Genomic DNA, 12,794 nt, shown 5'->3' with positions numbered 1-12,794 from the left:
CGTAGGCCAGGAGGGCCGGGGCACACGGGCGCGCAGCTTGCATAGTAACCGCAGCCGGTCGGCGCCCCAAAAGGCGATCACCACGTGCCGTGAGTCGGTGGTCGGGGTGGCGGGATTTGAACCCACGGCCTTCCGCTCCCAAAGCGGACGCGCTACCAAGCTGCGCCACACCCCGTCTGGTGCGAGACGTAGGGTACATGCCCAGAACGGATGCGTCGGTTGTATTACCTGCGACGGCACGTGCGGCACCCCCGCAGCACAACACGTTCGCCTCCGCGGCGGCGGACCCGCTACGATGCGTGCAGTGCCGCGGTCACCGACCTGCGGCGCAGTCTTGCGGGCGTAGCTCAATGGTAGAGCACTAGTCTTCCAAACTAGCTACGCGGGTTCGATTCCCGTCGCCCGCTCTGTACGGCTCAGGGCCTGGCCGGAGGATCTTCCTCCGGTCAGGCCCTGATGGTTTTCCCGGCGTCCTGATCGCTTTTCCGACGCTGATCGTTTCCGGCCCCGGCCCCGACCGACGCCCGGGGCTCGACGTTTCCCGTGACCCCGATCAGAACCGGATCGAGTTGATCGTCTCCGCTATCGAGTTCAGGAAGCGGTTGATGGACGGCGCCATGCCGGTAGAGGCGAGGAAGAAGCCGAAGAGGGCCGCCACGACGGCGGGGCCCGGTTTGATGCTCCCCCCTCTGATCAACACCACCAGGATGATCGCCAACAGCACCACCACAGACAGTGAAATGGCCACAACTGATCACACCCTCGGTCGGTCCGCTCTCCCGGCCCGGAGGTGCGGCCCGCACCCCCCGCCAGAACCATCGTGCCACCAACCCGCCCGGCGTATGCGGCCCGTGACGCATCGTCGGCCGGCCGCCCGTCCCCGGCGACGCCCCGCACAGTAATTCGACGCGGCCCGCGCGCCCGACTCCGCGGGTAATTGGGCACGTTCGTTTCCACGTCCACACATCGTGTGCTCAGGTAATTCGAATTGAGGACACCGAGGCCACGTATGCCCTCATCTGTCGGGACGAATGCGGACATCATGGGTGAACGGCGGGGATCTCTGTGCCCACCATCACGTGAACAGCACAGGCAAGTTATGTAAATAAGGGGGTAGTCGAAGGCGATAACCAGGAATGACCGCCAGGGTTTTACGAAATCCCTCAGACGACACTAGGGTGCCTGAGATGTTTGACGCCGCCTCGTCCTCCGGCCAGAACCGCAGGCCGCTCCCCCCGGCACAGTCGCCGGCGGACGGAGCGCCCAGTCCGCGTATCCCGGTGAACACACAGGAGCCCCGGGTGAGTACGCGGCAGGCGGGGACGGAGGCGGGCAGACCGGGCAAACAGCGCGATGCGTTCTTCGACAACGCCAAGTACCTTGCGGTCGTGCTCGTCGCGATGGGGCACTCGTGGGAGCCGCTGAAGGGTGACAGCCGGATCCTGGAGGCCATGTACACGGTCGTGTACAGCTTCCACATGCCGGCGTTCATCATCATCTCCGGCTACTTCTCACGCAGTTTCGACATGCGCCCGGACCGGCTGAAGCGGCTGCTCACCGGCGTCGTCGTGCCGTACGTCCTCTTCGAGACGGCGTACTCGCTCTTCAGGAACCTCGTCGCCGGCGGAGCACCCGAGGAGATCAGCCTCCTCGATCCCTGGTACCTGACCTGGTTCCTGGCCGCGCTGTTCGTCTGGCGGATGACCACGCCGATCTGGAAACTGGTGCGCCGGCCGCTGCCGTTGGCCATCGGCCTGGCCATGCTGGCGAGTGCCACACCCAGCATCGGTGACGACTTCGACCTCCAGCGCGTCCTGCAGTTCCTGCCGTACTTCGTGCTCGGCCTGTGCATGAAGCCCGAGCACTTCCAACTGGTGCGCCGCCGCTGGGTGCGGATCGCCTCGGTGCCGGTGTTCCTGGTGGCGCTGGCTTTCGGCTGGTGGGCCGTGCCGCGCACGAGCACCGCGTGGTTCTACCACCGTGACGCCGCGCAGGAGCTGGGCGCCCCCTGGTGGTGCGGCCCGGTGATGGTGCTGGCGATGCTGGGCTGCGCGCTGCTGCTGACGGCCTGCTTCTTCGCCTGGGTCCCGCGCCGCACCATGTGGTTCACGACCCTCGGCGCCGGCACGCTGTACGGCTACCTGCTGCACGGCTTCCTGGTGAAGTTCGCCGACTACCGGGGCTGGTACGACCACGCCTTCCTGCACCGCCCGCTCGGTGAGATCGCGGTGACCATCGCCTTCGCCGCCGCGGTGACCGTGCTGTGCACCCGGCCCGTGCGGCGGATCTTCCGGTTCGCGATGGAGCCGAAGATGAACTGGGCGTTCAAGCAGGACCCGGTGCGGGTGGCGCGGGAGCGCGAGAAGACACCGGTGGGCTGAGGATCTTCCCGAAAGGGGGCGGGGACCGTTCGGGTCCCCGCCCCCTTTCGGTTGTCCGCCGGCCGGGGCCGCCGCAGAGCAGGCCCGCGAGCACGCTCAGCGGGTCGGGTCGAGGCCGTCGGGGTCGAGGCCGAGGTACTGCCGCATGGCGGCGTACTTCGTCCTCAGGCGCTCGGCGGTGGGTTCGTCGAGAGCGGCCAGGCGGTACGGATCGGCGTTGTGGGCGAGATCGGCCGTCTTGACCAGGCGGGCGCCGGGCGTGGCCAGGATCCGCCGCGCGTACGCCCGCGGATCCTCGCCCGGCCGCTTGGTCACGGCCCGTACGACGTCCTTGGTGCGTTGCGCGAGCGCGGCCGTCTCCAGCCACTCCTCGCTCAGCACGCCGTCCTCCAGGGCGTCGTGCAGCCAGGCGGCGGCGACGAGTTCGTCGCTCCCACCGCGGACCCGCACGCCCTCGGCGACGGCTGCCAGGTGCTCCGCGTAGGGCCGGCCGGCCTTGTCCCGCTGCGCGGCGTGCGCGGCACGGGCGACGGACTCGACCTCGACGAGCGTCATGACCGGCACGGGCCGTGCGTCCTGCGGCATACCGGCTCCCCCCTCGACTTTGCCGTGCAACATAGAACATGGTCCGCCAGGCCGCACACCCGGGTCATACCCGGGTCACCCGCGGGTCGTTCACGCCCCCGCCCACATCCCGGACGACGCCGCCGCGTGGGTGCCGCGCGCGCGGCCTGCGTCGCGTGCGCCGCGTGCGCCGCGTGCGTCGCGTGCGTCAATCCTCCGCCGTTCCATGACCCGCTCTTGGGGAAGGGCAGCCGGGACGGGGGTGCGCTCAGCGGGTGGCCTGTGCCGTGGGGCCCTCGCGGCTGATCAGCAGGAGCGCCCGGTCGTCGTTGACGTCCTTCGCGACCGCTTCGATGAGGTGCCAGGCGGCGCCGTGGAAGCCGCCGGCGACATAGCGGTCGGCCTCACCGGTGAGGCGGTCGATGCCCTCGACGATGTCGCGGTCGGAGGTCTCCACCAGACCGTCTGTGAACAGCATCAACACGTCACCGGGGCGCAGCGAGCCCTTCACGGAGTCGAAGTGGGCACCGTCGTACACACCCAGCAGCGGGCCCTCGGCGGCCTTCTCCTCCCAGCGGCCGCTGCCCGCGCTCAGCTGCAGACCCGGCGGATGGCCCGCGGAGTACAGCTCGTAGTCCCCGGAGTCCAGGTCCAGCACCAGGTGGATGGAGGTGGCGAAGCCCTCGTCCCAGTCCTGGCGCAGCAGATAGCCGTTGGCGGCCGGGAGGAAGGCGTGCGGCGGGAGGGAGCCCACCAGACCGCCGAACGCCCCCGACAGCAGCAGGGCGCGCGAAGCCGCGTCCATGCCCTTGCCGGACACGTCCGTCAGCACGACTTCCAGGGTGCGGCCGCCGTTGGTCCGGGCCGCGACGACGAAGTCGCCCGAGAAGGACTGGCCGCCCGCCGGGCGCAGCGCCATCTCGCGATGCCAGCCCTGCGGCAGTTTCGGCAGCTTGCTCTGCACCCGGATCCGCTCGCGCAGGTCGAAGAGCATGGTGCCGCCGCGCCGCCAGGGCACGCCGACCCGGCTGCGGAACTGCGCGGTCAGCAGTCCGAAGAAGCCGCACGCGGCGACCACCAGGACCACGCCCGGGGTGACGCGCCCGGGCCCCTCCGTGTACGGGCCGAGCCGTACCGACTCCACGATCAGAGCGGTGGCCGCGGCCGCGTACAGGCCCAGCAGGCTGGCCGGGCGCAGCAGCAGGCCGCCGGCGACGATCGGCAGCACCAAGGTGGCCGGGGAGCACCACACCGAGTTGGCGAGCGTCATGCCCGTGAGGACGGGGACGGCGAGCAGCAGGCCGGCCAGCGCGATCCAGTCGGAACCGTCGCCGCGGAAGTAGTCGACGGCGCTTTTGCGCAGGCCGACGCGGGCCCGGTGCCACTGCATCCTGCACCGGGCCGTGAACGTCTCGGCCTTCGCGCGCCGCTCTCGTCCTGCTGCCATTAGTTCGGGACCCTATCTATCGGACCGGCCTCTTGGCACGGGAGGTCCCACTTGTCCCCCGTGGGAGGCTCGACTTCACGGCTCGACTTCACGGTTCGACTTCACGGTTCGACTTCACAGTGAACGGCACGGAAGGCCGCCGCGTCGCCGCCCGGGACAAATTCGCTGGCCCGTCCCGCACCGCGCTGGTACTCATGGCGCATGGGGACTGAGCGTGCGACCGAGTTGAGGGTGCTGCGCCCGCAGGACTTCGACGCATGGTGGGACGGCCTGATCCGCGCCTTCGGTGCCGGCCCGGCACCCGCCGAGGAGCGTGAACTGGACAGGTCCGTCACGGAGTTCGACCGTTCCATGGCCGTCTGGGACGGGGACGCGATCGTCGGTACGGCGGGGGCGTTCAGCTTCCGCATGACCGTGCCGGGCGGGGCCGTGGTGCCCGCCGCGGGCGTCACGATGGTGAGCGTGGCCGCCACGCACCGGCGGCGCGGGGTGCTGACCTCGATGATGCGGCGCCAACTGGACGACGTGCACGCCCTCGGCGAACCCCTGGCCGTGCTGACCGCCTCCGAGCCGGAGATCTACGGGCGCTTCGGGTACGCCGCCGGGACCTTCCAGCTGCTGGCCGAGATCGACACCGCCCGGACGTCCCTGACGCTTCCCGCCGGCACCGACGAGGTGCGCCTGCGGTACGCGGCTCCGGCCGACGTGCTCGACGCGTGCGAGGCGGTGTACGCGGCGCTGGTGCCGCGCAGGCCCGGGATGCTGGCCCGGCTGCCCGGCTGGGACCGGGCCGTGCTGCTCGACCCGGAGAGCGGGCGGGACGGGGCCTCCGCGCTGCAGTGCGTGGTCGCGGAGCGGGACGGAGAGGTCACCGGGTACGCGCGCTTCCGCACGAAGCTGGGCTGGGGGCCGAGCGGGCACGACGGCACGGTGACACTGGAGGACCTGGCCGCGCTGGACCCCGCGACCGACGCCGCGCTGTGGCGCTTCCTGTTCGGCATCGACCTCATGTCGACCCTCACGCTGCGGGCACGCCCGGTCGACGACGCCTGGCAGTACCTGGTCTCCGACATCCGGCGCTGCCGGACGCGGCTGAGGGACAGCCTGTACGTCCGTCTCGTGGACGTCGGCGCCGCCCTGTCGGCCCGGAGCTACCAGGCGCCGGTGGACGTCGTGTTCGAGGTGGAGGACGCCTTCTGCCCCTGGAACGCGGGGCGGTGGCGGCTGACGGGGGACGCGAAGGGGGCGTCCTGCGAGCGGACCTCGGACGCGGCGGATCTCTCCCTGTCCGTACGGGAGTTGGGAGCGTCCTACCTCGGCGGTGTGTCCCTGCTGTCGCTGGCGCGGGCCGGGCGGGTCCGCGAACTGCGGCCCGGGGCGCTCGCGGAGGCGTCGGTGGCCTTCGGCTCGCCCGTGGTGCCGTGGCTGCCGTACGGGTTCTAGGGCCGCCGCCCGGTCAGGGTTTCTGGCAGGTGGGGCACCAGAAGAGGTTGCGGGCGGCGAGGTCGGCGGTGCGGATCCCGGTGCCGCAGATGTGGCAGGGATGGGTGGCCCGGCGGTAGACGTACACCTCGCCGCCGTGGTCGTCCACGCGGGGCGGGCGGCTCATCGCCTCCGGGGTGTGCTCGGGACGGACGGTGTCGATGCGGCCCAGGCGGACGCCCTCGCGCATCAGCTCCGCCAGGTCGGCCCAGACGGCGTCCCACTCGGCGGGGGTGATGTCCCTGCCGGTGCGGTACGGGTCGATGCCGTGCCGGAAGAGGACCTCGGCGCGGTAGACGTTGCCGACCCCGGCGATGATCTTCTGGTCCATCAGCAGGGCGGCGATGGTCGTACGGCTGCGGCGCACGCGGGCGTAGGCGGCGGCCGGGTCGGCGTCCTCGCGCAGGGGGTCGGGGCCGAGGCGGTCGTGTATCGCCTGCTTCTCGGTGGGGGTGATCAGCGCGCAGGTGGTGGGGCCGCGCAGGTCCACGTACGACGTCGCGTTCGCGAGGCGCAGCCGGACGGTGTCGGTCGGCGGCGGCGCGGGAGCGGGGCCGAAGGTCACCTTGCCGAAGAGGCCGAGGTGGATGTGGATCCAGTCGGCCTCGCGGAAGCCGAGGAACAGGTGCTTGCCGTGGGCCTCGGTCCGGGTCAGCTCGGCGCGGTCCAGGAGGGCCGCGGCGTCGGAGAACTTGCCCTGCGGGCTGCTGAGGCGGGGCACGGTGCCCTGGAAGCGCTCCGCGTAGTCCTGCGCCAGGCGATGGATCGTGTGCCCTTCCGGCACGGCTGAGCTGTCCTTTCTTGCCGGAGCTTGCCGGAACCAGCCGGAACTTGCCGGGACGTCGAGACACCCCGGGGCCGGCCCCCGGGGCGGTCGGTGTTACTGCTGGGGGTGGTGGGCCGGGATGGGCGGGAGGTCGCCGGTGGTCTCGTAGGCCGAGAGCATGTCGATGCGGCGGATGTGGCGCTCGTCACCGGAGAACGGCGTGTTGAGGAAGGTCTCGACGAACTTCGTCGCCTCCTCGGTGGAGTGCATGCGCGCACCCACGGCCACCACGTTGGCGTTGTTGTGCTGCCGGCCGAGCGACGCGGTCTCCTCGCTCCAGGCGAGGGCGGCCCGCACCCCCTTCACCTTGTTCGCGGCGATCTGCTCCCCGTTGCCGGAGCCGCCGATCACGATGCCGAGGGCGTCGGGGTCCGCCGCCGTGCGCTCCGCGGCGCGCAGGCAGAAGGGCGGGTAGTCGTCCTGGGCGTCGTAGATGTGGGGCCCGCAGTCGACGGGCTCGTGTCCCGCCGCCTTGAGCCACTCGACGAGGTGGTTCTTGAGTTCGAAGCCCGCATGGTCGGAGCCGAGATACACGCGCATGGGACGAGTGTGACACGCCTGTTGCGGGGCAGCAGCTTCGGGGCGTGGCCGGGAAGTATGTGAGCCAGACCATTGAACCTCAAGGCAACCTCAAGTAACGATACGGATTCAGAGGTTCCCGAATTCATTCGCCTCAGATTCACTGGACCGACTCGTACACCGCTCGTGCGGGACCCCGCGCTTCGCCGCACAACGGCACCCCCTCTGGTGCGGGAAACGCTCCACCGGCTCAAAGGAATTCCGTCCATGACCCCTGGTTCCGGACTTCAAGCAGGCCTCAAGAACCGTCACCTCACGATGATCGCCATCGGTGGTGTGATCGGTGCCGGACTCTTCGTCGGCTCCAGCTCGGGCATCGCCACCGCGGGCCCCGGCATCCTGCTGTCCTACGCCCTCGTCGGTACCCTCGTCGTCCTCGTGATGCGGATGCTCGGCGAGATGTCCGCCGCCAACCCGACCTCCGGCTCCTTCTCCGCGCACGCGGACCGTGCCCTCGGCCGCTGGGCCGGGTTCTCCATCGGCTGGCTCTACTGGTTCTTCTGGGTCGTCGTGCTCGCCGTCGAGGCGACCGCCGGAGCCAAGATCCTCGAGGGCTGGATACCCGCCGTCCCGCAGTGGGGCTGGGCCCTGATCGTGATGACCGTCCTGACGGCCACGAACCTCGTCTCCGTCGGCTCCTACGGCGAGTTCGAGTTCTGGTTCGCCGGCATCAAGGTCGTGGCGATCGGCGCCTTCATCGCCGTCGGCGCGCTGGCGATCTTCGGCGTGCTGCCGGGCGCCCACACCGACCAGGCGAGCTTCTCCAACCTCACCTCGCACGGCGGCTTCCTGCCGCACGGCCCCGGCTCGATCCTGACCGGTGTGCTGCTGGTCGTCTTCTCCTTCATGGGCAGCGAGATCGCCACCCTGGCGGCCGGTGAGTCGGAGAACCCGCAGCGTGCGGTCACCAAGTCCACCAACAGCATCATCTGGCGCATCGGCGTCTTCTACCTGGGCTCGATCCTGATCGTCGTCTCCCTGGTGCCGTGGAACGACCCCTCCATCAAGGACAAGGGCTCCTACGTCGCGGCCCTGGACTCCCTCGGTATCGCGCACGCCGGCGAGATCATGAACTTCATCGTGCTGACCTCGGTGCTGTCCTGCCTCAACTCCGGCCTGTACACCGCCTCCCGCATGGCCTTCTCGCTCGGCCGGCGCGGCGACGCGCCCAAGGCGTTCGCCCGCACCACCTCCCGCGGTGTGCCCCGGGCGGCGATCCTCTCGTCCGTCGTCTTCGGTTTCGTGGCGGTCTTCTTCAACTACGAGTTCCCGGACTCGGTGTTCCTCTTCCTGCTGAACTCCTCGGGCGCGGTCGCCCTGTTCGTGTGGCTGGTCATCTGCTTCTCGCAGCTGCGACTGCGGAAGATCATCCAGCGTGAGGCGCCGGAGAAGCTCGTCGTGAAGATGTGGCTGTACCCGTACCTGACCTGGGCGACGGCCGCCATGATCGTGTTCGTCCTCGGCTACATGCTGACCGACACCGAGGGCGAGAGCAGCGGCCGTACGACCGTGCTGCTGTCGCTGGGCGTGGCGGCGCTGGTGCTGGTGATCGCCTTCGTGAAGCAGAAGCTGACGGCGGACCGCGCTCCCGAGACGGCCGAGGTCGAGGCGGCCGAGAAGGTCCCGACGGCCTGAGCGGCCCCTCGTCTCCTTCACAGGCAGCAGAACGGCCGCTCGGCCCGACGGAAAACCGTCGGGCCGAGCGGCCGTCGTCGTACGTGCGGCGTCGCGCCTACCGCGTCAGCGCTTGCCGGCGAACTTCCAGGCGGCGGGCAGCAGGCCCATCGCCAGGGCGGCCTTGAGGGCGTCACCGACGAGGAACGGCGTGAGGCCGGCGGCGACGGCCTGGGAGGCGGACATGTGGGCCGCCAGGGCCAGGTAGGGCACGCCGACGGCGTAGATGACCGCCTCGCCGAGGATCATCGTGCCCGCCATGCGCAGCGGGGAGCGGTCGGCGCCACGGCGGGCCAGCGCGCCCACGGCCACGGAGGCGAGCAGCATGCCGAGGACGTAGCCGAAGGAGACCGCGCCCGAGCCCGAGCTGCCCTCCGCGAACCACGGCACGCCCACCACACCCGCGACCGCGTACAGGGCGAGGGAGAGGAAGCCGCGGCGGGCGCCGAGCGCGGTGCCCACGAGCAGGGCGGCGAAGGTCTGACCGGTCACCGGCACCGGGGAGCCGGGCACCGGCACCGACAGCTGCGCCGCGACACCGGTGAGCGCGGCACCGCCGAGCACGAGGGCGGCGTCACGCACGCGGGACGCGGGGAGGAGGTCGGCGAGAACGGCGCCGGGGCGGACCGAGGCGGTGGCGGTGCTCATGGGGACTCCGCGGGTTGGTGGGCAGGGTGGGAACACCGTGACGCTATACCGGCGCCCTCGAGCCGATCACCGTCCGCGCTCGACAAAGGCATGATCGGCCGCTTGGTGGGCTCCGGACAAAGGGCGCCGGTTACACCGGGTACGGCGTGACGCTGGTCACTGTGGCGGTGTGGTCCGGAGTACGAAGGGGCCGGCCGGGCCGTATGTAGGGTTCCACCAAAGATGGCCACGGCCCTGCATACGGACTCACCTGCGGATCCGCATCGGCCGACACTTCCCGGCCGGTAACCGCTGTCTCACCCTGTGTTCATCGGGTGTCCGGATAGTGATCAGCCGCTTCGCCCGAGCGGACGGGCCGCTCAGACTGTGGGCGATTTTGCCCGCCGATCGCACTGGACGAGCCGCTCCCATGCCCAGCACCACCACCACGGAGACGCCCCCGAAGCGGGAGAGCGCCTCTCTGTCCCACGGCCTCAAACAGCGCCACCTGTCGATGATCGCCCTCGGCGGAGTCATCGGCGCGGGCCTGTTCGTCGGTTCCGGCGCGGGGATCGCCGCCGCCGGTCCGTCCATCGTGATCGCGTACACCCTCTCCGGCCTCCTGGTGATGCTGGTGATGCGGATGCTCGGCGAGATGTCGGCCGCCTACCCCTCCTCCGGTTCCTTCTCCGCGCACGCCGAGCGGGCGATCGGCCCCTGGGCGGGCTTCGCCGCCGGCTGGTCCTTCTGGGTGCTGCTGTGCACGGCCGTCGGCCTGGAGGGCATCGGCGCCGCGCACATCGTCAGCGGCTGGCTGCCGGGCACGCCCGAGTGGGCCTGGGTGGCGCTGTTCATGGTGGCGTTCTGCGGCTCGAACCTGGCCGCGGTGAAGAACTTCGGCGAGTTCGAGTTCTGGTTCGCCGCGCTGAAGGTCGGCGCGATCAGCCTGTTCCTGATCCTCGGCGTGCTGGCCATCGCCGGGGTGCTGCCGGGCACGGACGCGCCGGGCACCTCGAACCTGACGAACTTCATGCCGCACGGCTCCCAGGGCCTGCTCGTCGGCCTGCTCGCCTCCGTCTTCGCCTACGGCGGTCTGGAGACGGTCACCATCGCGGCGGCCGAGTCCGAGGACCCGGTGCGCGGCGTGACGTCCGCCGTCCGCACGGCGATGTGGCGGATCGCGCTGTTCTACATCGGCTCGATGGCGGTCGTGGTCACGCTCGTCCCGTGGAGCTCCAAGGAGGTCGTGGAGAAGGGCCCGTACGTCGCCGCGCTCGACCACCTCGGCATCCCGGGCGCCGGCCAGCTGATGAACGTGGTCGTGCTGGTGGCCCTGCTGTCCGCGATGAACGCCAACATCTACGGCTCCTCGCGCATCGCCTACTCGCTGGTCGAGCGCGGACAGGGCCCGAGGGCGCTGGCGAGGCTGTCCGGCGGGGTCCCGCGGATCGCGGTCCTCACCTCCTGCGTGCTCGGCTTCGTCTGCGTGATGCTCAGCTACTGGCGGCCGGACGACGTCTTCAAGTGGCTGCTGAACATGATCGGCGCGGTCATCCTGGTCGTCTGGATCTTCATCGCCGTCTCCCAGCTGCTGCTGCGCCGCCGGATGGAGCGCGAGACCCCGGAGAAGCTGGTCATCCGGATGTGGGGCTTCCCGTGGCTGACCTGGGTCGCCCTGGCCGGCATGGCGACGATCTTCGTCCTGATGGCCCGGGAGGCGGACACCCGCGTCCAGCTGCTCTCGACCGGCGGGATGACGCTGTTCCTCGCCGTCGTCGGCTACGTCCGGCAGCGGGTGCGCGGCAAGCGCTGATGCGGCCCCGGCCGCTCCACGAAGGCCCCGACGTCTCCCTGTCCTTCAGGGACACGTCGGGGCCTTTGTGTTGCCCGCGGCTCGTTGCTGCCCGGCGGGTCGGCGGGTCGGCGGGTCGGCGGGTCGGCGGGTCGGCGGGTCGGCGATGGAACTCCAACTCCAGTACCGCAACCACTCAAAGGCCGGCCCAGCTGTCCAAGGGGCCGCCACGACGCGGAGTTCGGCCTCGGGCGCCCTCGCCTGCGAGCCGCGGAGCGGCCGCTGCCGAGAAGGGAGACCCCCACGAGTGGGGGTCTCCCTCCGGGGGAGTGGCTCGTAGGGGTCTTCCGGTAGCGGGCGCTCCGGGAGATGGTGGCGCCATGCCGAAGAAGGAGTACTGCTACACCTGCGACGCCGAACAGCCGCACCGCCGACTGAACACGGCCGAGACCGATCTGCTCAAGGAGCGGCTGGGCCGCGCGAGCGTGGACGACTTCCTGATCTGCGAGGCGGTGCTGGACGCCGAGACCGGCAGGCAGTGCCGCAACCTCCGTACAGGCTTCAAGAAGAAGCCTTTCGCCCGCCCCATCAAGCTGCCGGTGCCCGAGTGACACTCACAGGTTGCTGAAGTCGGGGCCCGCGGTGCGGGTCCGCTTGATCTCGTAGAAGCCCGGCACGGAGGCGACCGCCAGGGTGCCGTCCCACAGGCGGGCCGCTTCCTCGCCCTTCGGGGCGGGGGTGACGACCGGGCCGAAGAAGGCGATCTGCTCGCCGTCGGAGCCGGGGACCGCGATCACCGGGGTGCCGACGTCCTGGCCGACCTTGTCGATGCCCTCCTTGTGGGAGGCGCGCAGCTGGGCGTCGAACTCGAAGTTCTCCTGGCCGGCGTACTCGATCAGGTCGGCGGGCAGGCCGACGTCCGCGAGCGCGCCGGCGATGGCCTCCAGGGTGGGGCCTTCCTCGTTGTTGTGGATCCGGGTGCCGAGGGCGGTGTAGAGCGGGCCGAGGACGTCCTCGCCGTGCTTCTGCCAGACGGCGGTCACCACGCGCACCGGCTGCCAGGCCTTGGTGGCGAGCATGTCCCGGTACTCCTCGGGCAGCTCGTCGATCCTGTTCTCGTTGAGGACGGCGAGGCTCATGATGTGCCAGCGGACCTCGATGTCGCGGACCTTCTCCACCTCCAGCACCCAGCGGGAGGTCATCCAGGCCCAGGGGCACAGCGGGTCGAACCAGAAGTCGACGGGCGTCTTGCCAGACATGGTCGTGGTCTCGGACATGTTTCTCCTCGCGACACGGTCTCTTGCTGAGGCCAACATCCCCCTTCCCACCCCCATTCCCGGATGCCGGGCCCGGTTCCCCGATATGCCGGGTCAGGGGCGCATGGCAGGATCGGTGCTGTTCCGAAGGTTTTGAGGTGTCCAA

The 12,794-nt window shown here is 70.3% G+C and carries 12 protein-coding genes and 2 tRNA genes; 6 read left to right on the top strand and 8 right to left on the bottom strand.

The features are described 5' to 3' along the window. Positions 1-98: 98 nt before the first annotated feature. Positions 99-175: transfer RNA gene (locus tag ACWD5D_RS03590), tRNA-Pro, on the bottom strand. Positions 176-336: 161 nt separating this feature from the next. On the opposite strand from ACWD5D_RS03590, the gene ACWD5D_RS03585 reads away from it, so the two are divergent. Beyond that, a tRNA-Gly gene (locus ACWD5D_RS03585) sits at positions 337-407 on the top strand. 146 nt (positions 408-553) lie between these two features. On the opposite strand, the gene ACWD5D_RS03580 is transcribed toward ACWD5D_RS03585, so the two are convergent. After that, positions 554-748: a hypothetical protein gene (locus ACWD5D_RS03580; RefSeq protein ID WP_451371127.1), complete on the bottom strand. Its 195-nt coding sequence runs from the start codon at positions 746-748 to the stop codon at positions 554-556. 439 nt (positions 749-1,187) lie between these two features. Between ACWD5D_RS03580 and ACWD5D_RS03575 the strand changes: the two genes are divergently transcribed. After that, positions 1,188-2,381: an acyltransferase family protein gene (locus tag ACWD5D_RS03575; RefSeq protein WP_451371126.1), complete on the top strand. Its 1,194-nt coding sequence runs from the start codon at positions 1,188-1,190 to the stop codon at positions 2,379-2,381. A gap of 96 nt (positions 2,382-2,477) precedes the next feature. On the opposite strand, the gene ACWD5D_RS03570 is transcribed toward ACWD5D_RS03575, so the two are convergent. Both ACWD5D_RS03570 and ACWD5D_RS03565 read right to left on the bottom strand, forming a co-directional pair. After that, entirely contained in the window at positions 2,478-2,966 is a 489-nt protein-coding gene (locus ACWD5D_RS03570) for an HD domain-containing protein (RefSeq protein WP_451371125.1), read from the bottom strand. A gap of 247 nt (positions 2,967-3,213) precedes the next feature. Beyond that, complete coding sequence (locus ACWD5D_RS03565; RefSeq protein WP_451371124.1) at positions 3,214-4,392, bottom strand: PP2C family protein-serine/threonine phosphatase; 1,179 nt, start codon at positions 4,390-4,392, stop codon at positions 3,214-3,216. A gap of 201 nt (positions 4,393-4,593) precedes the next feature. Here ACWD5D_RS03565 and ACWD5D_RS03560 point away from each other — a divergent pair, with 201 nt between their 5' ends. Continuing rightward, complete coding sequence (locus ACWD5D_RS03560; RefSeq protein ID WP_451371123.1) at positions 4,594-5,835, top strand: GNAT family N-acetyltransferase; 1,242 nt, start codon at positions 4,594-4,596, stop codon at positions 5,833-5,835. Positions 5,836-5,848: 13 nt separating this feature from the next. Here the strand turns inward: ACWD5D_RS03560 and ACWD5D_RS03555 are convergent, their stop codons facing one another. Together ACWD5D_RS03555 and ACWD5D_RS03550 are read right to left on the bottom strand one after the other, a co-directional pair. Further along, on the bottom strand, positions 5,849-6,658 hold the full coding sequence (locus tag ACWD5D_RS03555; RefSeq protein ID WP_451371122.1) for an Fpg/Nei family DNA glycosylase: 810 nt from the start codon (positions 6,656-6,658) through the stop codon (positions 5,849-5,851). Positions 6,659-6,754: 96 nt separating this feature from the next. Continuing rightward, positions 6,755-7,240 carry a ribose-5-phosphate isomerase gene (locus tag ACWD5D_RS03550; protein ID WP_451371121.1) on the bottom strand — a complete coding sequence of 162 codons (486 nt, stop codon included), beginning with the start codon at positions 7,238-7,240 and terminating at the stop codon, positions 6,755-6,757. A 246-nt stretch (positions 7,241-7,486) separates the two neighbouring features. Here ACWD5D_RS03550 and ACWD5D_RS03545 point away from each other — a divergent pair, with 246 nt between their 5' ends. After that, entirely contained in the window at positions 7,487-8,914 is a 1,428-nt protein-coding gene (locus ACWD5D_RS03545) for an amino acid permease (RefSeq protein ID WP_451371120.1), read from the top strand. A 105-nt stretch (positions 8,915-9,019) separates the two neighbouring features. Here ACWD5D_RS03545 and ACWD5D_RS03540 read toward each other — a convergent pair whose 3' ends face one another. Beyond that, positions 9,020-9,601, bottom strand: coding sequence for a biotin transporter BioY (locus ACWD5D_RS03540; RefSeq protein WP_451371119.1), 582 nt, complete (start codon positions 9,599-9,601; stop codon positions 9,020-9,022). Between the two features lie 409 nt (positions 9,602-10,010). Between ACWD5D_RS03540 and ACWD5D_RS03535 the strand changes: the two genes are divergently transcribed. Then, the gene (locus ACWD5D_RS03535) at positions 10,011-11,393 is read left to right on the top strand and encodes an amino acid permease (RefSeq protein ID WP_451371118.1); all 1,383 of its coding nucleotides are present in this window, start codon (positions 10,011-10,013) and stop codon (positions 11,391-11,393) included. A gap of 359 nt (positions 11,394-11,752) precedes the next feature. Further along, on the top strand, positions 11,753-11,983 hold the full coding sequence (locus ACWD5D_RS03530; protein WP_451371117.1) for a hypothetical protein: 231 nt from the start codon (positions 11,753-11,755) through the stop codon (positions 11,981-11,983). 3 nt (positions 11,984-11,986) lie between these two features. Here ACWD5D_RS03530 and ACWD5D_RS03525 read toward each other — a convergent pair whose 3' ends face one another. Further along, positions 11,987-12,649, bottom strand: coding sequence for a mycothiol-dependent nitroreductase Rv2466c family protein (locus tag ACWD5D_RS03525; RefSeq protein WP_451371116.1), 663 nt, complete (start codon positions 12,647-12,649; stop codon positions 11,987-11,989). Positions 12,650-12,794: the final 145 nt, after the last annotated feature.

It is taken from the genome of Streptomyces sp. NPDC002520 (assembly GCF_053595235.1).
The sequence above is the reverse complement of the archived record's forward strand: the minus strand, read 5'-3'. Positions and strand labels throughout refer to the sequence as shown.

What these genes read in the sequence shown, in the direction of transcription:
- ACWD5D_RS03575 (WP_451371126.1), top strand. Translation starts at nt 1,188, where the DNA reads ATGTTTGACGCCGCCTCGTCCTCCGGCCAGAACCGCAGGCCGCTCCCC.
- ACWD5D_RS03570 (WP_451371125.1), bottom strand. Translation starts at nt 2,966, where the DNA reads ATGCCGCAGGACGCACGGCCCGTGCCGGTCATGACGCTCGTCGAGGTC.
- ACWD5D_RS03565 (WP_451371124.1), bottom strand. Translation starts at nt 4,392, where the DNA reads ATGGCAGCAGGACGAGAGCGGCGCGCGAAGGCCGAGACGTTCACGGCC.
- ACWD5D_RS03560 (WP_451371123.1), top strand. Translation starts at nt 4,594, where the DNA reads ATGGGGACTGAGCGTGCGACCGAGTTGAGGGTGCTGCGCCCGCAGGAC.
- ACWD5D_RS03550 (WP_451371121.1), bottom strand. Translation starts at nt 7,240, where the DNA reads ATGCGCGTGTATCTCGGCTCCGACCATGCGGGCTTCGAACTCAAGAAC.
- ACWD5D_RS03545 (WP_451371120.1), top strand. Translation starts at nt 7,487, where the DNA reads ATGACCCCTGGTTCCGGACTTCAAGCAGGCCTCAAGAACCGTCACCTC.
- ACWD5D_RS03540 (WP_451371119.1), bottom strand. Translation starts at nt 9,601, where the DNA reads ATGAGCACCGCCACCGCCTCGGTCCGCCCCGGCGCCGTTCTCGCCGAC.
- ACWD5D_RS03535 (WP_451371118.1), top strand. Translation starts at nt 10,011, where the DNA reads ATGCCCAGCACCACCACCACGGAGACGCCCCCGAAGCGGGAGAGCGCC.
- ACWD5D_RS03530 (WP_451371117.1), top strand. Translation starts at nt 11,753, where the DNA reads ATGCCGAAGAAGGAGTACTGCTACACCTGCGACGCCGAACAGCCGCAC.
- ACWD5D_RS03525 (WP_451371116.1), bottom strand. Translation starts at nt 12,649, where the DNA reads ATGTCCGAGACCACGACCATGTCTGGCAAGACGCCCGTCGACTTCTGG.